14 protein-coding genes are annotated in these 18,174 nt (G+C 70.9%); 7 read left to right on the top strand and 7 right to left on the bottom strand.

All coding sequences use genetic code 11. From position 1 onward, the window contains the following. Positions 1 to 131: 131 nt before the first annotated feature. Positions 132 to 1,244, bottom strand: a complete 1,113-nt coding sequence (locus tag MB828_RS10175) for a LacI family DNA-binding transcriptional regulator (RefSeq protein WP_133023741.1) — start codon at positions 1,242 to 1,244, stop codon at positions 132 to 134. Positions 1,245 to 1,704: 460 nt separating this feature from the next. Between MB828_RS10175 and hisC the strand changes: the two genes are divergently transcribed. From hisC to cydD, 4 genes are all read left to right on the top strand, one after another. Beyond that, entirely contained in the window at positions 1,705 to 2,784 is a 1,080-nt protein-coding gene (gene hisC, locus MB828_RS10170; protein WP_133023742.1) for a histidinol-phosphate transaminase, read from the top strand. Positions 2,785 to 3,025: 241 nt separating this feature from the next. After that, positions 3,026 to 4,534, top strand: a complete 1,509-nt coding sequence (locus tag MB828_RS10165; RefSeq protein ID WP_301647881.1) for a cytochrome ubiquinol oxidase subunit I — start codon at positions 3,026 to 3,028, stop codon at positions 4,532 to 4,534. Between the two features lie 18 nt (positions 4,535 to 4,552). Then, positions 4,553 to 5,560, top strand: coding sequence for a cytochrome d ubiquinol oxidase subunit II (gene cydB, locus MB828_RS10160; protein WP_301647880.1), 1,008 nt, complete (start codon positions 4,553 to 4,555; stop codon positions 5,558 to 5,560). A gap of 59 nt (positions 5,561 to 5,619) precedes the next feature. Beyond that, positions 5,620 to 9,141: a thiol reductant ABC exporter subunit CydD gene (cydD, locus tag MB828_RS10155; RefSeq protein ID WP_301647879.1), complete on the top strand. Its 3,522-nt coding sequence runs from the start codon at positions 5,620 to 5,622 to the stop codon at positions 9,139 to 9,141. An 87-nt stretch (positions 9,142 to 9,228) separates the two neighbouring features. Here the strand turns inward: cydD and MB828_RS10150 are convergent, their stop codons facing one another. The 6 genes from MB828_RS10150 to MB828_RS10125 all read right to left on the bottom strand — a co-directional run bounded on the left by MB828_RS10150 (position 9,229) and on the right by MB828_RS10125 (position 15,115). Further along, the gene (locus tag MB828_RS10150) at positions 9,229 to 10,116 is read right to left on the bottom strand and encodes an HAD hydrolase family protein (RefSeq protein ID WP_301647878.1); all 888 of its coding nucleotides are present in this window, start codon (positions 10,114 to 10,116) and stop codon (positions 9,229 to 9,231) included. A gap of 97 nt (positions 10,117 to 10,213) precedes the next feature. Beyond that, a complete protein-coding gene (locus MB828_RS10145; protein ID WP_301647877.1) occupies positions 10,214 to 11,116 on the bottom strand; it encodes an LLM class flavin-dependent oxidoreductase in 903 nt (300 codons plus the stop codon). 63 nt (positions 11,117 to 11,179) lie between these two features. Beyond that, positions 11,180 to 11,647, bottom strand: a complete 468-nt coding sequence (locus MB828_RS10140) for a hypothetical protein (protein ID WP_301647876.1) — start codon at positions 11,645 to 11,647, stop codon at positions 11,180 to 11,182. A 19-nt stretch (positions 11,648 to 11,666) separates the two neighbouring features. Beyond that, a complete protein-coding gene (locus tag MB828_RS10135) occupies positions 11,667 to 12,266 on the bottom strand; it encodes an RNA 2'-phosphotransferase (protein WP_301647875.1) in 600 nt (199 codons plus the stop codon). 121 nt (positions 12,267 to 12,387) lie between these two features. Then, positions 12,388 to 13,344 carry a MerR family transcriptional regulator gene (locus MB828_RS10130; protein WP_301647874.1) on the bottom strand — a complete coding sequence of 319 codons (957 nt, stop codon included), beginning with the start codon at positions 13,342 to 13,344 and terminating at the stop codon, positions 12,388 to 12,390. Positions 13,345 to 13,354: 10 nt separating this feature from the next. Beyond that, positions 13,355 to 15,115, bottom strand: a complete 1,761-nt coding sequence (locus MB828_RS10125; RefSeq protein ID WP_301647873.1) for an SDR family oxidoreductase — start codon at positions 15,113 to 15,115, stop codon at positions 13,355 to 13,357. Positions 15,116 to 15,395: 280 nt separating this feature from the next. Here MB828_RS10125 and MB828_RS10120 point away from each other — a divergent pair, with 280 nt between their 5' ends. Genes MB828_RS10120 through MB828_RS10110 form a run of 3 tightly spaced genes read left to right on the top strand, consistent with a single transcriptional unit; the run spans position 15,396 to position 18,167 of the window. Further along, complete coding sequence (locus MB828_RS10120) at positions 15,396 to 16,361, top strand: ABC transporter ATP-binding protein (RefSeq protein ID WP_133023751.1); 966 nt, start codon at positions 15,396 to 15,398, stop codon at positions 16,359 to 16,361. Beyond that, positions 16,351 to 17,259, top strand: a complete 909-nt coding sequence (locus tag MB828_RS10115) for a membrane protein (protein ID WP_046727557.1) — start codon at positions 16,351 to 16,353, stop codon at positions 17,257 to 17,259. The genes MB828_RS10120 and MB828_RS10115 overlap by 11 nt, the downstream gene beginning before the upstream one ends. Beyond that, positions 17,256 to 18,167, top strand: coding sequence for an ABC transporter ATP-binding protein (locus MB828_RS10110; RefSeq protein ID WP_133023752.1), 912 nt, complete (start codon positions 17,256 to 17,258; stop codon positions 18,165 to 18,167). Before MB828_RS10115 ends, MB828_RS10110 begins: the two co-directional genes overlap by 4 nt. Positions 18,168 to 18,174: the final 7 nt, after the last annotated feature.

Raw genomic sequence — 18,174 nt, 5'->3', positions numbered from 1 at the left:
ATCGGGACCGGCCTCCGGTTCGGTGCCGCTTTCGCCCCGGTTGGGCAGGGCTTCGACCGTCGGCCGTTCACCTGCCGGCCCCCGCCCGGCGGTGGCGGGCAGGCGGCCGGGGGCCCCTCCGTGTGTCCGTGCTACTCCTCCTCCGGTGCCCGCGGCGGGCTCACCGTGGTGCGTGGCGCCCGTCGCTGGGAGGAGGTACGCACGATCAGTTCGGTCGGTATCACCTGTTCGACCGGCTGGTCCGACTCGACGCCCTCGATGGCGTCGATGAGGAGCTGCACCACCGCCGTGCCGATCCGGCGCGGCTTCAGCGAGAGCGTGGTGATGGGCGGCTCGGTGTTGGCGTACACGGTGGACTCGCTGCAGCACACCAGCAGCAGGTCGTCGGGGACCCGCAGCCCGTAGCGGCGGGCGGCGGCGAGCAGGTCGGTGCCGTTGGGGTCGAACAGGCCGTAGACGGCGTCGGGCCGGTCCGGGCGGGCGAGCAGCCGGTCGGCGGCGACGGCGCCCGCACACGGGTCGTGCGCCGGGTAGGCCTCGTAGACCGGATCCTGGCCGACGCGCTCGCACCAGCGCAGGTAGGCGGTGGTCGACAGGTGCGTGTAGGTGTCCGTCGTGGTGCCGGTGAGCAGGCCGATCCGGCGGGCGCCCGCGGCGGCGAGATGGTCGAGGATGCCGAGTACGGCGGCCTCGTGGTCGTTGTCCACCCAGGCCGTGACCGGCAGCGAACCGGCCGGGCGGCCGTCGGAGACGACCGGCAGCCCCTGCCGGACCAGCTCGCTGACCACCGGGTCCTGGTCGGAGGGGTCGATGACGACGGTGCCGTCCAGGGCGACGTTGGACCAGACGTCGTGGCGTGAGGTCGCGGGCAGGATGACCAGGGCGTAGCCGCGGGCGAGCGCGGCCGAGGTGGCGGCCCGGGCCATCTCGGCGAAGTACGCGAACTCGGTGAAGGTGAAAGGTTCATCCCCGTACGTCGTCACGGTCAGGCCGATGAGTCCCGACTTGCCGGTACGGAGGGTGCGGGCGGCGGCGGAGGGGCGGTACCCCAGCCGGTCGGCCACCTCGCGGACATGGCGCCGGGTGGCATCCGGAAGCCGGCCCTTGCCGTTCAGGGCGTCGGAGACGGTCGTGATGGAGACTCCGGCGGCGGCGGCCACGTCTCTGATGCCCGCCCGGCCCGGCCGGCTGCCTCGCCGAGAGGTTTCCGCGCGGCTCACCTGGTGCTTCCCTGCTGCTGTCATGGCGAGCCGATAGTAGGGCTCATGCGGTGGGGTAGTGCGGACGCATATGCACGCGTTGACAGGCACGTTTCTGCAAGGTCAAAAAGGGTCAACTACCTTAGAAAGAAAGTCAGTTGAACGATCCAATGGCGAGACGTGACTTGTCGGCACGGATGGGCCTGCCAAGTGCCCGATGTTTCGAAGAGGTCTCAACTCACCTGCACGGGTGATGCGCGCTACGGCGTGAGCCACCGGCGCGTAGATATATGTAGGGCGCGCCCCCGATAAATGCGCCTTCGTACAGTGATGCCCGTGATGCCTGTGGGACCTATGGGGTTGACCACGGCCGGTTCCCGACGCGTCCCGCGCGGCCTCTCGCGCGCTCCGCGACTGTACGCAGTGGCGCCGAATCCTCATAAGGTGAGCAGTATTGGATGCCGGCGGTGCGGACGGTCCGCCGGTGGTCGCGAGGAGGACTGCGGTGAGCGAGACGAGCCCCAAGCTGCGCGCCGAGCTGGAGGGTATCCCCACCTACAAGCCGGGCAAGCCGGCCGCGGCCGACGGGCCGGTCGCGTACAAGCTCTCCTCCAACGAGAACCCGTATCCGCCGCTGCCGGGCGTGATGGAGTCCGTCACCGCGGCCGCCACCGCCTTCAACCGGTACCCGGACATGGCCTGCACCGGGCTGATGAACGAACTGTCGGACCGCTTCGGGGTCCCGCTCGGGCATCTGGCCACCGGCACCGGCTCGGTCGGTGTCGCCCAGCAGCTGATCCAGGCCACCAGCGGTCCCGGCGACGAGGTGATCTACGCCTGGCGGTCCTTCGAGGCCTACCCGATCATCACGCAGATCAGCGGTGCCCGCTCGGTGCAGGTGCCGCTCACCCCCGGTGACGTGCACGACCTGGACGCGATGGCGGACGCCGTCACCGACCGCACCCGCCTGGTCTTCGTCTGCAACCCGAACAACCCGACCGGCACGGTCGTGAACCGTGCGCAGCTGGAACGATTCCTCGACCGGGTGCCGAGTGACGTGCTGGTGGTCCTCGACGAGGCGTACCGGGAGTTCATCCGCGACCCTGAGGTGCCCGACGGCGTCGAGATCTACCGTGAGCGGCCGAACGTCTGTGTCCTGCGGACCTTCTCCAAGGCGTACGGTCTCGCCGGGCTGCGCGTGGGCTTCGCGATCGCCCATGAGCCGGTGGCGGCGGCGTTGCGCAAGACGGCCGTGCCGTTCGGTGTGAGCCAGCTCGCGCAGGAGGCGGCGATCGCCTCGCTGCGGGCCGAGGACGAGCTGCTCGGCCGGGTGGGCTCGCTGGTGTGCGAGCGGCAGCGGGTGGTCGGTGCGCTGCGCGCCCAGGGCTGGACGGTGCCCGAGAGCCAGGCCAACTTCGTGTGGCTGCGGCTGGGGGAGCGCACGACGGCCTTCGCGGGCGCCTGCGAGGAGCACGGCGTGGTGGTCCGGCCGTTCCCGGGCGAGGGTGTGCGGGTCACGATCGGCGAGAACGAGGCGAACGACATCTTCCTCAAGGTGGCGGAGGGCTTCCGCAAGGAGCTCTGACCCCTGGCGGTGTCCACGGGTGCGGGGTCGCGAGGCCGATCAAGGGCCGGGCGGCCCCGCACGTGCGTCAGCGGGGTGCCGAACGGCTCATGCGCCACCCCCCTTCAGGTTCCGACAATCAGTGCGTCATAATGGCTTGTGAATGTGAATGCATTCACAAGCGTCGCCTGTTTGTCGCGTGATGCACGTGACAAAGGGGGCGAATGCCGCTGTACCTCGGCGACGTAAGGAGACTGACGACGTGGACCTGGCTTTGGCGCCGGAGACACTGGCGCGCTGGCAGTTCGGCATCACCACCGTCTACCACTTCCTGTTCGTCCCGCTGACGATCTCGCTGGCCGCGCTCACGGCCGGCCTCCAGACGGCCTGGGTGCGCACGGAGAAGGAGAAGTACCTCCGGGCGACCAAGTTCTGGGGCAAGCTCTTCCTGATCAACATCGCGATGGGCGTGGTCACCGGCATCGTGCAGGAGTTCCAGTTCGGTATGAACTGGTCGGACTACTCGCGGTTCGTCGGCGACATCTTCGGCGCTCCGCTCGCCTTCGAGGCGCTGATCGCGTTCTTCTTCGAGTCCACCTTCATCGGGCTCTGGATCTTCGGCTGGGACAAGCTGCCCAAGAGGATCCACCTGGCCTGCATATGGATGGTCTCCATCGGCACCATCCTGTCGGCGTACTTCATCCTCGCGGCCAACTCGTGGATGCAGCACCCCGTCGGCTACAAGATCGACAAGGCGAAGGGGCGGGCCGAGCTCACCGACTTCTGGGCCGTGCTCACCCAGAACACCGCCCTGGCCCAGGCCTTCCACACGCTGAGCGCCTGCTTCCTGACCGGCGGCGCCTTCATGGTCGGCATCGCCGCCTTCCACCTGTTCCGCAAGAAGCACATCAGTGTGATGAAGACCTCGCTGCGGCTCGGTCTGATCACCGTGGTGATCGGCGGTCTGCTCACCGCGGTCAGCGGTGACACGCTCGGCAAGGTCATGTTCAAGCAGCAGCCGATGAAGATGGCCGCCGCCGAGGCCCTGTGGGACGGCCAGAACTCGGCGCCGTTCTCGATCTTCGCCTACGGCGATGTGAGCAAGGGCCACAACACCGTCGAATTCTCCGTCCCGGGCGTGCTGTCCTTCCTCGCCGACGACGACTTCAACTCGTACGTGCCCGGCATCAACGACACCAACAAGGCCGAGCAGCAGAAGTACGGCGCCGGCGACTACCGGCCGATCATCCCCGTCACCTTCTGGGCGTTCCGCTGGATGATCGGGTTCGGGATGGCGTCCTTCGCCATCGGCCTGGCCGGACTCTGGCTGACCCGCAAGAAGTTCATGCTGCCGCAGCATCTGAGGGTGGGCGAGGACGAGGTGCCGAACCTGGTCCTCTTCAGGAACAAGGCCCTCAGCCCGAAGCTCGGCAGGCTGTACTGGCTGGTGGCGATCTGGACCCTGGGCTTCCCGCTGATCGCCAACTCCTGGGGCTGGATCTTCACCGAGATGGGACGTCAGCCGTGGGTCGTCTACGGCGTCCTGCAGACCCGTGACGCGGTCTCCCCCGGTGTCTCCCAGACCGAGGTCCTCATCTCGATGCTCACCTTCACCGCGCTCTACGCCGTCCTCGCCGTGGTCGAGGTCAAGCTCCTGGTGAAGTACATCAAGGCCGGCCCGCCCGAGCTCACCGAGGCCGACCTGAACCCGCCCACGAAGATCGGCGGCGAGGCCCGTGACGCCGACAAGCCGATGGCCTTCTCGTACTAGGCCGAGGGAGACGCAGTCATGGAACTTCACGACGTCTGGTTCGTCCTGATCGCCGTCCTGTGGACCGGCTACTTCTTCCTGGAGGGCTTCGACTTCGGAGTCGGCATCCTCACCAAGCTGCTCGCCCGCGACCGGCTGGAGAAGCGGGTGCTGATCAACACGATCGGCCCCGTCTGGGACGGCAACGAAGTGTGGCTGCTCACCGCGGGCGGCGCGACCTTCGCCGCCTTCCCCGAGTGGTACGCCACCCTCTTCTCCGGCTTCTACCTGCCGCTGCTGGTCATCCTGGTCTGCCTGATCGTCCGGGGAGTCGCCTTCGAGTACCGGGCGAAGCGGCCTGAGGAGAACTGGCAGCGCAACTGGGAGACCGCGATCTTCTGGACCTCGCTGATCCCGGCGTTCCTGTGGGGCGTGGCCTTCGGGAACATCGTCCACGGCGTGAAGATCGACCGGAACTTCGAGTACGTCGGCACCCTCTGGAACCTCCTCAACCCGTACGCGCTGCTCGGCGGGCTGGTGACGCTGACCCTGTTCACCTTCCACGGGGCGGTGTTCACCGCGCTCAAGACCGTCGGTGACATACGGGTCCGGGCACGGAAGCTGGCGACCAAGGTCGGGCTGCTCACCGCCGTGGTCGCACTGGTCTTCCTGCTGTGGACCCAGATCGACAGTGGTGACGGCAAGAGCCTGGTGGCCGTCGTCGTGGCCGTGGCCGCGCTGCTCGCCGCTCTCGGGGCGAACCTGCGAGGCCGCGAGGGCTGGGCCTTCGCTCTGTCCGGTGTGACCATCGTGGCCGCTGTGGCGATGCTCTTCCTCTCGCTCTTCCCGAACGTCATGCCGTCGTCGCTCAACGGGGACTGGAGTCTCACGGTCACCAACGCCTCGTCGAGCCCGTACACCCTGAAGATCATGACCTGGCTGGCGGTGATCGCCACGCCCCTGGTGATGCTCTACCAGGGCTGGACCTACTGGGTCTTCCGCAAGCGGATCGGTACGCAGCACATCGCGACCGAAGCCGCGCACTGAGTCCGAGGACGGGGTGTTTCACGTGAAACACCCCATCCGGGCCGAAGGGCATGTTTCACGTGAAACCAATCGATCCCCGTCTGCTGCGCTACACGCACGCCACCCGCCTCTTCCTGGTGGCCGTGGTCGGACTCGGTGCCGTCGGTGCCGCACTGGTCATCGCCCAGGCCATGCTCATCGCGGAAGTGGTGGTCGGAGCCTTCCAGCACGGCCACCCGGTCTTCGAACTCCGCACTCCTCTGTTGCTGTTGGCCGCCGTCGCCGTCGGCCGGGCACTGGTCTCCTGGCTCACCGAGCTCGCCGCGCACCGGGCCAGCGCGGCGGTCAAGTCCGACCTGCGAGAACAGCTTCTCGACCGGGCGGTCGCCCTCGGTCCGGACTGGCTGAGCGGCCGGCGGACCGGGTCGCTGGTGACCCTCGCCACGCGCGGTGTCGACGCGCTCGACGACTACTTCTCGCGCTACCTGCCGCAGCTGGGGCTCGCGGTGGTGGTGCCGGTCGCGGTGCTGGCGCGGATCGTCACGGAGGACTGGGTGTCGGCGGCGATCATCGTCGGGACGCTGCCGCTGATCCCGCTCTTCATGGTCCTGATCGGCTGGGCCACGCAGTCCCGGACCGACCGCCAGTGGCGCCTGCTGTCCCGGTTGTCCGGCCACTTCCTGGACGTGGTCGCCGGACTGCCCACGCTGAAGGTGTTCGGCCGGGCCAAGGCGCAGGCCGAGTCGATCCGCCGGATCACCGGCGAGTACCGGCAGGCGACCATGCGGACCCTGCGGATCGCGTTCCTCTCGTCCTTCGCGCTGGAACTGCTCGCCACGCTGTCGGTGGCGCTCGTCGCCGTGACCATCGGGATGCGGCTGGTGCACGGCGACATGGATCTGTACACCGGGCTGGTCATCCTGGTGCTGGCGCCCGAGGCATACCTTCCGCTGCGCCAGGTGGGCGCGCAGTTCCACGCGGCGGCGGAGGGGCTCGCGGCGGCCGAGGAGATCTTCGCGGTGCTGGAGACGCCGGTACCGGTATCGGGCGCCGGTGAGGTGCCTGCCCAGGCTTCCCTCGCCTTCGAAGGGGTGACGGTCCGCTATCCGGGCCGGTCGGCGGACGCGGTCACCGACGTCTCGTTCACGGTCGAACCCGGGGAGACCGTCGCGCTGGTCGGCCCCAGCGGGGTGGGCAAGTCGACCCTGCTGAACGTGCTGCTGGGGTTCGTGCGGCCGGCCGAGGGGCGGGTACGGGCCGGGGGCGCGGATCTCGCCGACGTCGACCTGGAGAAGTGGCGGTCGCGGATCGCGTGGGTGCCGCAGCGGCCCCACCTGTACGCCGGGACGATCGCCGAGAACGTACGGCTCGCGCGTCCCGACGCGGACGACGACGCGGTGCGGGAGGCGTTGCGGGACGCGGGGGCGCTGGAGTTCGTGGACGCGCTGCCGGACGGAGCGGAGACGGTCCTCGGCGAGGACGGGGCGGGCCTGTCCGCGGGGCAGCGGCAGCGGCTGGCCCTGGCACGGGCGTTTCTGGCCGACCGGCCCGTGCTGTTGCTGGACGAGCCGACGGCCGCACTGGACGGGGCGACCGAGGGGGAAGTCGTCGCGGCGGTACGGCGGCTCTCCGAGGGGCGCACCGTGCTGCTGGTGGTGCATCGGCCGGCGTTGCTGTCGGTGGCGGACCGGGTGGTACGGCTCTCCGGTGGCGACGCCTCCGGGAGGCGGAGCCTCCTGGACCCCCGGAACCACACCCCGTCCGTCACCCGACCCGGTTCACCGGACGGGGAGGCCACGGAACGGTCCGTGCGAGCCGTGGACGGCTCCGTGGATCCGGTGTCCGTGCGCCGGCGCGGTGTCCTCGGCCGGGTACGTGCCGCCTCCCGGGCCCGGCAGGGGCGACTGCTGCTCGCGCTGCTGCTGGGGGCTCTCGCGCTCGGCAGCGCCGTCGGTCTGATGGCGACCTCCGGGTGGTTGATCTCACGGGCCTCGCAGCGGCCGCCGGTGCTATACCTGATGGTCGCCGTGACGGCCACCCGGGCCTTCGGGATCGGGCGGGCCGTGTTCCGCTACGGCGAGCGCCTCGTGTCGCACGACGCCGTGCTGCGGATGCTGGCCGATACGCGGGTCGCCGTGTACCGGCGGCTGGAGCGCCTCGCCCCGGCCGGGCTCCGGGCGACCAGGCGGGGCGATCTGCTCAGCCGGCTGGTCGCCGACGTGGACACCCTCCAGGACTACTGGCTCCGATGGCTGCTGCCCGTCGGTGTCGCCGTGGCCGTGTCCGCCGGCGCGGTGGGGTTCACCGCCTGGCTGCTGCCCGAGGCCGGGGCGGCGCTCGCGGCGGGGCTGCTGGCCGCCGGCGTGGGGGTTCCCCTGCTGACCTCCGCCGTCGCCCGCAGGGCCGAGCACCGGCTGGCACCCGCCCGGGGGCTGCTCGCCACCCGGGTGACCGACCTGCTCACCGGCACCGCCGAACTGACCGTCGCCGGTGCGCTGCCCGCCCGGAGCGCTGCGGCCCGGCGGGCCGACGGCACGCTCACCCGGATCGCCTCGCGGGCCGCCACCGCCACCGCGCTCGGGGACGGCCTGACCACCCTGCTGATGGGGCTCACCGTCGCCGCCTCCGCGCTGCTGGGCGCCCAGGGGGTCGCCGACGGGCGGCTGAGCGGGGTGGCGACGGCCGTCGTCGTCCTCACCCCGCTGGCCGCCTTCGAGGCCGTACTGGGCCTGCCTACGGCCGTCCGGCACCGTCAGCGGGTACGCAAGAGCGCCGAGCGCATCTACGAGGTGCTGGACGCGCCCGAGCCGGTACGTGAGCCGGAGCGGCCGCGCCAGGCGCCCGCCCTGCCCTTCCCCGTCGTACTGAAGGGGCTGACGGCCCGGCACCACGGGCAGACACGGGACGCGCTCGCCGGGGTCGACCTCACCCTGCACGAGGGGCGCAGGGTCGCGGTGGTCGGTGCCTCCGGCTCCGGCAAGACGACCCTCGCCCAGGTGCTGCTGCGGTTCCTCGACCCGGACGCGGGCACCTACACGGTCGCCGGCGTGGACGCGTACGGCCTGGACAGCGACGACGTACGGCGGCTGGTCGGACTGTGCGCCCAGGACGCGCACCTCTTCGACAGCTCTGTGCGGGAGAACCTGCTGCTCGCCCGGAAGGACGCCGACGAGGCGGATCTGCGGGACGCGCTGGACCGGGCCCGGCTGCTCGACTGGGTGGACGGGCTGCCCGAGGGGCTCGACACCCTGGTGGGTGAGCACGGGGCGCGGCTGTCCGGCGGGCAGCGCCAGCGGCTGGCGCTCGCCCGGGCGTTGCTCGCGGACTTCCCGGTGCTGGTCCTGGACGAGCCCGCCGAACACCTCGACCTGCCCACGGCGGACGCGCTCACCGCGGATCTGCTGGCGGCGACCGAGGGCCGCACCACGCTGCTCATCACGCACCGGCTGGCGGGCCTGGCCGCGGTGGACGAGGTGATCGTGCTCGACGGGGGACGGGTGGTGCAGCGCGGGCCGTACGCGGAACTGGTCGCGGTGGCCGGCCCGTTGCGGATGATGGCGGAGCGGGAGGCGGCGGCGGAGTCGTTGGTCGGAGCGGCCTGACCCGCCGGACCGCCCTCCCGAATCGGCCGGACCGTCCATCGGAACCGGCCGGAGTGCCCTCCGGAACCGGCCGGACCGGCGTTCGGATCAGTCGCGCGCTGCCAGCAGCTGTTCGATCACGACCGCCACGCCGTCCTCGTTGTTGGCGACCGTGCGGCCGGAGGCGGCGGCGATGACGGCGGGGTGGGCGTTGCCCATCGCGTACGACTGGCCGGCCCAGGTCAGCATCTCGACGTCGTTGGGCATGTCGCCGAAGGCGACGACCTCCTCGTGCGAGATACCGCGCTCGGCGCACTCCAGGGCGAGCGTGCTGGCCTTGGAGACACCCGGGCCGCTGATCTCCAGCAGGGCGCTGGGGCTGGACCGGGTGACGGTGGCGCGGTCGCCGACGGCCAGCCGGGCGAGGGTGAGGAAGGCGTCGGGATCCAGGTCGGGGTGGTAGGCCAGGATCTTGAGCACGGGCTCGCCGGCACTCGGACCGTCGACGGCGAGGATGTCCTCGGCGGCCAGCAGGTGGTCCGGTATCTCCATGTGCAGCTTGGGGTAGGCCGGCTCCTGGTGGAAGCCGTACGTCTGCTCGATCGCGTACACCGTGCCCGGCGCGGCGTCGCGCAGCAGCCGTACGGCGTCCAGCGCGTTCTCCCTGGCCAGCTCGCGCACCTTCACGAAGCGGTGGGCGCCGGGGCCGCCGTGCAGGTCGACCACGGCGGCGCCGTTGCCGCAGATCGCCAGGCCGTGGCCGTGGACGTGGTCGCTGACGACGTCCATCCAGCGGGCCGGGCGGCCGGTCACGAAGAAGACCGCGATTCCCGCCTCCTCGGCGGCCGCCAGTGCGGCGACCGTCCGTGCGGAGACCGACTTGTCGTCGCGCAGCAGGGTGCCGTCGAGATCGGTGGCGATCAGCCGGGGCGGGGTCGCGCAGGCAGGGGTCTCGGGCTGTCGGGTCGCTGAGGYCACCGGGCCATTCTCGCGCATATGCCCGCACGGCAGTGCGGCACGGTGCACAGATGAGACACAGACGACTCCGAAGCGTCCTGGCAGCCGGGCCCGGGACCCCGGCCGGGACCGATGGTCAGCCCAGCTGGGCCGGGGCCTCCATGGCTATCCGCTCGAAGACCTTCTGCTCGGCGGCGAACATCGAGTCGGGGATCGGCCAGTGGATCACCAACTCGGTGAAGCCCAGCTCCTGGTGGCGGCCGGCGAAGTCCACGAAGGCGTCCAGCGACTCCAGCGGACCGCCGCGGTCCGGGGTGAACCCGGTGAGCAGGACCCGGTTCAGCTCCGACACGTCCCGTCCGGCAGCCGCGCAGGCCTCGGTGAGCCGGCCGAGCTGTCCGCGCAGCGCCTCGTAGGACTGCTCGGGCGTGCCCGTCTCGTACAGCTTGGGGTCACCGGTGGTCACCCAGGCCTGGCCGTACCGCGCGGCGAGCCGCAGCCCGCGCGGGCCGGTGGCGGCCACCGCGAAGGGCAGCCGGGGCCGCTGTACACAGCCCGGGATGTCGCGCGCCTCGCCGGCCGAGTAGAACTCGCCCTCGTAGGTCACCGTGTCCTCGGTGAGCAGCCGGTCGAGCAGCGCCACGAACTCGGCGAACCGGTCGGCCCGCTCACGCGGGGTCCACGGCTCCTGGCCCAGTGCGGTGGCGTCGAAACCGGTGCCGCCCGCGCCGATGCCGAGCGTGATCCGGCCGCCGGAGATGTCGTCGAGGGAGATCAGCTCCTTCGCGAGCGTCACCGGGTGCCGGAAGTTCGGGGAGGTGACGAGCGTGCCCAGCCGCAACCGCTCGGTGCGGGCCGCGGCGGCGGTCAGCGTCGGTATCGCACCGAACCACGGGCCGTCCCGGAAGCTGCGCCAGGACAGGTGGTCGTAGGTGTACGCGGTGTGGTAGCCCAGTTCCTCGGCGCGTGTCCAGGCGGCGGAGCCGCCCTCGTTCCAGCGGCGGTACGGGAGGATCACGGTGCTCAGACGCAGACTCATGGGTCCGAGACTAAGGGGGCGCGTCGGCGGGGGACGAAACGGTCACCGGCGGCGCGGGAGCGGTCACCGTACGCGGCTGCTCAGCCAGGGGGTGAGCAGGTGCGCGGCGAGGTGCTCCCGGTAGGTGCGGTCCCCGGGCAGCGGCACGACGAGGGAGGCCGCGGGCGGGAAGCGGCGGCCCCGGACGTGGCTCAGGCCGCCGAAGACGGAGTGCAGGAAGCCGGGGACGTCGTCGCGCGGGACGTCGTGGAACGCGACGCCCTCGACCGTGATCAGCGCGTCGTCCTCCGGGAAGAGCCGCACGCTCACCCGGGGCACCCCGCTGAACTCGGCGTACGCCTCGTGCGGCAGCGAACCGTCCGGGTCCGTGGTGACGCCGAAGCCCGCCGCGCTGCGCCGGGAGGTCCGGTCGGCGCCGATGTCGTGTGTGACCTCGATCTCCAGCCCGTACTGGGCTGCGATCGTGTGGAGAGCGCCGACGGCCGCCTCGGTCGTCGGCAGGTGTTCCCGGTAGTGCCCCGAATGGTCCATACCACTCATGATGCCGGGGTCAGTGCGCTTCGGGGAAGTGCAGGTAGGCGGGTGGTACGGCCTGCGTCAGCCATACCCCGTTCGCGCTGAGGTGGAAGACATGGCCGTCCCGGTGCATCGCGCCCGCGTCGACCGACAGCACGACGGGGCGCCCGCGCCGGGCGCCCACCCGGGTCGCCGTCTCGCGGTCGGCCGACAGGTGCACGTCGTGCCGGTTCATGGGCTTCAGGCCGGCCGTCCGGATCGCGTCCAGGTTCCGTGCGACGGTGCCGTGGTAGAGGTACGGCGGCGGGGTCGCCGGCGGCAGTCCGAGGTCCACGTCGACGCTGTGGCCCTGGCTGGCGCGGATCCGGGTGCCGTCGACCGCGAAGCGCTGCTTGTCGTTGGCGGCGACGACGTGGTCCAGTTCCTCGCGGCTGACCGGGAACCCGTGGGCCGCGGTCGCCGCGAGCAGGGCGTCGATCTCGACCCAGCCGGCCTCGTCCAGCGTCAGTCCGATGCGGTCGGGCTGGTGGCGCAGGTGCTTGGAGAGGTATTTCGACACCTTCACGGTGCGCCGATCTTCGTTCTGTACGGTGCGCCGATCTTCGTTCTGTCTGACGGTCTTCTTGTCGTTCATGCCACCAGCGTGCCGGGAGAGACGCGGATCACGCAGATATTTTTCGTCGCGGGTTTGGTCCACAGCCAAGTGTGGTTATCCACAGGGGAATTGGCGGCACTGTGGACAACGGGCGGGCGTTTCAAGGTGTTTCGTCAAGATCGTTAACAGGCCTGTGATGTGCGGCCAGAGTGTCCAAGTGACGTGAGCGCACCTCGCGTTCGGCGGCGAGCGCGATGAACTCCGGAGTGTGTTCGGGACCAACAAGGCCTCGTACGGCCTGGACCGTCTCGGCGGGCAGCGCCACGGAACGCGTCTCGGCAGGTGCGGTCGACCGCACTTCCGCACCGAGCTGCCTGCGTACCTCGCGGGGCGCGAACAGGCCCATGGCGCGGGCGAGTTCGGCGTCCACGGTCTGCTGGGCCAACGGCCGCAGACGCCGGACCAGGTCGGCCGCCTCGGCCGCTTTCGCGTCGGTGCGCAGGTCCGGGTCGTCGAGATAGCGGGCGAAGACGTGCTCGGTGGTGAACTCCAGGAAACGGGCGGCTATGTGCTCGACCTGGACCCTCAACTCCCGCAGGTGGCCCGCGATCACGGACAGCGGCACCCCGGCTCTGTGCAACTCCGCGGCGACCGCCAGCTCTTGGGGGCTCGGGACGAGGAAGGCGTCCGGGTCGTCGTCCACCGGCTCCAGGACGCCGAGGGCCACGGCCTCCGCCACGGCCGCGTCGTCCGAGGAGCCGCCGAAGCGGGCGGCCAGCTCGGCGCGGGACAGCCGGGCCGGTTCCTCGTCGGTCCAGGGACCCTCCGCCTCGGTGACGAGACCGAGCACGCCGGCCAGGCCGCGGCCGGTGTCCCAGGCGTCGAGGAGTTCCCTGATGGAGGCGAGGGTGTAACCGCGGGCGAGGAGGTCGGCGATCTGGTGGAGCCGGGCCAGGTGGGCGTCGGAGTACAGGTTGGCGCGGCCCCGCCGTTCCGGACGGGGGAGGAGACCCTTGTCCTGGTAGGCGCGGACGGTGCGGACGGAGGTCCGGGAGAGGCGCGCCAGGTCCTCGATCCGGTAGGCGGCCTGGGACGGGAGGCCGGTGAGGTCGGTCATACGGGGCTCCTCACATCCTCGGCTCCACCCTCGCGAGCCGCCGCGACATCCCGGGCACCAGGCGCGAGAGCGCCCGCATCCCCCGCGCCTCCGGCGTCACCGGCACCATCGGACGGTTCCGCTCCACCGCGTCCAGGATCGCCGAAGCCACCTTCTCCGGCGGGTAGTTCCGCATCCCGTACAACCGCGCGGACCGCTGCTGCCGACGCCGTTGCTCCTGCTCGTTCACCCCGGTGAAGCGGGCGGTCGAGGTGATGTTGGTGTTGACGAAGCCGGGGCAGATCGCGCTCACGCCGATGCGCCGGTCCGCGAGTTCCGCGCGCAGGCACTCCGACAGCATCAGGACCGCCGCCTTGGACGTGCTGTAGGCCGGCAGCGCGCGGGAGGGCTGGTACGCGGCCGCCGACGCGACGTTCACGATGTGCCCGCCCTGGCCGCGTTCGGCCATCCGGGCCCCGAAGAGCCGGCAACCGTGGATCACGCCCCACAGGTTCACGTCCAGGACCCGCCGCCAGTCCTCCGGTGTCGTCGTCAAGAAGGAGCCCGACAGGCCGATGCCCGCGTTGTTGACCAGCACGTCCACTACGCCGTACGCGCGGTGGACCTTCTCCGCGAGCTTCTCCATGGCCTGCTCGTCGGAGACGTCGGCGGTCTCGGCCCAGGCGTCCGCCGCGCCGGCCAGCCGGGCCAGTTCGGCGGTGCGGGCGGCGGCCTCCCCGTCCCGGTCCACGGCCACCACCCGCGCGCCCGCCTCCGCGAAGGCGAGCGCGGTCGCCCGCCCGATGCCGCTGCCCGCCCCCGTGACCAGCACCAACTGGCCGCCGAAGCGCTGTGCGTGACGGTCCGCGCGCGGGGGCTGGGTGTCCTGCCCGCTCTCGACGGCCAGCACGAACTGCTCGATCCAGGCGGATACCTGGTCCGGGCGGGTGCGCGGGATCCAGTGCTTGTCGGGCAGGGTGCGCCGGGTGAGCCTCGGAACCCAGTGCTCCAGATCGTCGTAGAGGCGTTCGGAGAGGAAGGCGTCGCCGAGGGGCGTGATGAGCTGCACGGGCGCGTGCGCGTACGCGTCCTCGCGCGGGCGGCGCAGCCGGGGCCGGACGTTGTCGCGGTACAGCCATGCTCCCTGCGCGGCGTCGGAGCGCAGGGAGGCGGTCGGGTAGTCGCCCGTGGGCAGCCCCTCGGCCCGTCGGAGGATCCCGGGCCAGCTCCTGCCGAGCGGGCCGCGCCAGGCCAGTTCGGGGACGACCGGGGTGTGCAGCAGGTACACGTACCAGGACTTGGCGCCCTGGCCCAGGAGCTGGCCCACCCGGCGGGGCGTCGGGCGTTTCACACGCGCGTTCATCCAGTGCCCGAAGTGGTCGAGGGACGGCCCGGACATCGAGGTGAAGGAGGCGATACGGCCCTCGGTGCGGCCCACCGTGACGAACTCCCAGGACTGCACCGATCCCCAGTCGTGGCCGACCAGGTGCACCGGGCGGTCCGGGCTGACCGCGTCCACCACCGCCAGGAAGTCGTCGGTCAGCTTGGCGAGGGTGAAGCCGCCGCGCAGCGGTTTCGGGGCGGTGGAGCGGCCGTGGCCGCGGACGTCGTACAGCACCACGTGGAAGCGGGCGGCCAGCCGGGACGCGACCTCGGACCACACCTCCTTGCTGTCCGGGTAGCCGTGGACGAGGACGACCGTCGGGGCCGACGGGTCTCCCAGCTCCAGCACGCACAGGTCGATCCCGCCCGTGTGCACCCGGCGCTCGCGCGCGTCCTCCAGTGTCGTCACCTGTCCTCCGTCCTCGGGCTCCGCGGTGCGTTCTTCTCTCGGTGCCGTCGTCATCCGCCCCGTCCTCGTCGACTGCGGTACGCGTCCGTAACGTGACAGTGGTGAATGTGACAGTTGTTAGAGGCAGCGTCAATAGGTTCACCAAGGCCTGTGGATAACTCTGTGTAGCCCTCAGGAAGGGGATCCCCTAGGGCCCCGTAATACTCGAGGGTGATGTGAAGACGGCTCTCGGGTCTGACGACCGGGCGTGGTCCAGGTCACTACCTTCGACGTTGTGACTGTGATCGCGACCGAAAGCCTGAGCAAGCGGTTCCCCCGGGTGACCGCGCTCGACCGGCTGTCCGTGGACATCGGACCCGGTGTGACCGGACTCGTCGGAGCCAACGGCGCCGGCAAGTCCACCCTGATCAAGATCCTGCTGGGTCTGTCCCCCGCGACCGAGGGCCGCGCCGAGGTGCTCGGCCTCGACGTCGCGACCAAGGGCGCGGCCATCCGCGAGCGGGTGGGCTACATGCCGGAGCACGACTGCCTGCCGCCCGACGTCTCGGCCACCGAGTTCGTCGTGCACATGGCCCGGATGTCCGGCCTGCCGCCCACCGCCGCCCGCGAGCGCACCGCGGACACCCTGCGCCATGTCGGCCTCTACGAGGAGCGGTACCGCCCCATCGGCGGCTACTCGACCGGCATGAAGCAGCGCGTGAAGCTCGCCCAGGCCCTGGTGCACGACCCGCAGCTGGTCTTCCTGGACGAGCCGACCAACGGCCTCGACCCGGTCGGCCGCGACGAGATGCTCGGTCTGATCCGCCGTATCCACACGGACTTCGGCATCTCGGTCCTGGTCACCTCGCACCTGCTCGGCGAACTGGAGCGCACCTGCGACCACGTGGTCGTCGTCGACGGCGGCAAGCTGCTGCGCTCCAGCTCCACCACGGACTTCACCCAGACCACGACCACCCTCGCGATCGAGGTCACCGACAGCGACGAACACCCGGACGGCACCCGCGCGGTCCGCGAGGCGCTCACCGCGCGCGGGGTGGAGACCGACAACGAGGGCGCAGGTCTGCCCGGCGCCGGCCACATCCTGCTGCTCACCGCCCAGGGCGAGGAGACGTACGACCTGGTCCGGGACGTGGTCGCCGACCTCGGCCTCGGCCTGGTGCGCATGGAGCAGCGCCGGCACCACATCTCCGAAGTGTTCACCAGCAGCGACGAGCAGCGGAAGGAGGCGGCCGTCCATGGCGGTTGAGCAGCCCCTGGCCACCCCCGCGGGGGACCAGTCCCGCATCCACGACATCGGCTACCGCGGCTACGACGGCCCGCGCCTCGGCCGCGGCTACGCCCGGCTCTCCCTGTACTCGCAGACCCTGCGCGGCTCCTACGGCCTCGGCCGCTCGGTCAAGTCCAAGGTGCTGCCGATGCTCCTGTTCGCGGTGATGTGCGTGCCGGCGGCCATCATGGTCGCCGTCGCCGTCGCCACCAAGGCGCACGACCTGCCGGTGTCCTACACCCGGTACGCGATCATCATGCAGGCCGTCATCAGCCTGTACGTCGCCTCGCAGGCACCGCAGGCCGTCTCCCGCGACCTGCGCTTCAAGACCATCCCGCTGTACTTCTCGCGGCCCATCGAGACCGCCGACTACGTCCGGGCCAAGTTCGCGGCCCTGGCCTCCGCCATGTTCATCCTCACCGGTGCCCCGCTGCTCGTGCTGTACCTGGGCGCGCTGCTCAGCAAGATGGACTTCGCCCACCAGAGCAAGGGGTTCGGCCAGGGACTGGTCTCGGTGGCCCTGCTGTCCCTGCTGTTCGCCGGCATCGGCCTGGTCATCGCGTCGGTCACGCCGCGCCGCGGCTTCGGCATCGCCGCCGTGATCGCCGTACTGACCATCTCCTACGGCGCGGTCTCCACCCTCCAGGCCATCGCCGACGCCCAGGGCAGCTCCGGCGCCGTCCCGTGGATCGGCCTGTTCTCGCCGGTCACCCTGATCGGCGGGCTGAGCAGCGGACTGCTCGGCGGCACCAACACCTTCCCGGGCAGCGACGGACCCACGCACGGCCAGGGCGCGGTGTACCTGCTCGTCATCCTCGGTCTCGTCGCCGCGACCTACGGCCTGCTGCTGCGCCGCTACAAGAAGGTGGGACTGTGACCACGCTCTCCATCGACCACGTATCCCGCTGGTTCGGCAACGTGGTGGCCGTCAACGACATCACCATGACCATCGGCCCCGGAGTCACCGGCCTCCTCGGCCCCAACGGCGCCGGGAAGTCCACCCTCATCAACATGATGGGCGGCTTCCTCGCCCCCTCCACCGGCACGGTCACCCTCGACGGCCGGCAGGTCTGGCGCAACGAGGCGATCTACAAGCACATCGGCATCGTCCCCGAGCGCGAGGCGATGTACGACTTCCTCACCGGCCGCGAGTTCGTCGTCGCCAACGCCGAGTTGCACGGACTCGGCGCCAAGGCCGCCCAGAAGGCGCTCGCGACCGTCGAGATGGAGTACGCCCAGGACCGCAAGATCCAGACGTACTCCAAGGGCATGCGTCAGCGCGTGAAGATGGCCTCCGCCCTGGTCCACGACCCGTCCCTGCTCCTGCTCGACGAACCCTTCAACGGCATGGACCCGCGCCAGCGCATGCAGCTGATGGACCTGCTGCGCAGGATGGGCGACGAGGGCCGCACGGTCCTGTTCTCCTCGCACATCCTCGAAGAGGTCGAGCAACTGGCCTGGCACATCGAGGTCGTGGTCGCCGGACGGCACGCGGCCAGCGGCGACTTCCGCAAGATCCGCCGCCTGATGACCGACCGCCCGCACCGCTACCTGGTCCGCTCCAGCGACGACCGGGCGCTCGCGGCGGCGCTCATCGCCGACCCCTCCACCGCGGGCATCGAAGTGGACGTGACCGAGGGCGCGTTGCGCATCCAGGCCGTCGACTTCGGCCGTTTCACCGCGCTGCTGCCCAAGGTCGCCCGCGACCACGGCATCCGGCTGCTCACGGTCTCGCCGTCCGACGAGTCCCTCGAATCCGTGTTCTCGTACCTGGTCGCGGCGTAGGAGGCCC

Source organism: Streptomyces arenae, from assembly GCF_022343545.1.
In the GTDB taxonomy this organism is placed as follows: Bacteria; Actinomycetota; Actinomycetes; order Streptomycetales; family Streptomycetaceae; genus Streptomyces; species Streptomyces humi.
The sequence above is the reverse complement of the archived record's forward strand: the minus strand, read 5'-3'. Positions and strand labels throughout refer to the sequence as shown.